Origin of the sequence: Vibrio sp. 1641 (genome assembly GCF_033339995.1) — a bacterium.
Taxonomy (GTDB): Bacteria; Pseudomonadota; Gammaproteobacteria; order Enterobacterales; family Vibrionaceae; genus Vibrio; species Vibrio alginolyticus.
In genome coordinates this window covers 1-655 of sequence record NZ_JAWOVP010000222.1, presented here as the reverse complement: position 1 = coordinate 655, position 655 = coordinate 1, and the positions used below count along the sequence as shown (strand labels likewise).

The window sequence follows — 655 nt, the reverse complement described above, 5'->3', positions numbered from 1 at the left end:
ATAAGAAGCTGGCACCTTACTACCAACGCGCATTCAAAGGCGTGCATGTCGAAGCTGAAATTACCTTAGATGAAACCGATTTAGAGACCAGCCTTCACTTTAGTTTGTCACCAGTGTATGAAGGTAACGAGGTACGTTTCGTGGTGTTTCACGCCGTCGACACCTCCGAAAAGCAAATACTTGTCCGCTCTCTGGAAGAAGCCGAAAACAAATTTGCCAAGCTGACCCAATTATTGCCCGATGGCCTGCTGCTGATTGAAGATGACACCATCATCTCAGCAAACCCTGCTTCGGCTCGTCTGCTTGGGCTTAACTCCCCTCACGAGCTGCTCGGTGAAGAGCTCTCTCGTCTGTTCATCGACGAAAACACCAAAAAAGTTTTCAGTCACCGACTCAGCACGCTTATTTCGGACAAACCGTTTGTTTGCCTGACTAGCGCGCGTTGCGGATTTGAGCGCAAAGTCCAATTGCATGCGGACTCGACGGCAATTCTAGGCAGTGAATCTCAAATTATTCTTATCCAAGATGCGGATGACACACCAAAACACCTGTCGTCAGCCTCCAGTGAAGATTCTCATATCGACTCTTTAACCAAACTGTATAACCGATTTGGTTTCACCAAGCGCCTAGAGCAACTGATCAAAAGCCAAACACC

At 47.8% G+C, this 655-nt stretch carries 1 protein-coding gene; it reads left to right on the top strand.

All coding sequences use genetic code 11. The features are described 5' to 3' along the window. On the top strand, window positions 1–655 hold a 655-nt coding region (locus R7Z47_RS25175), incomplete at both ends, for a PAS domain-containing protein (RefSeq protein ID WP_318130806.1).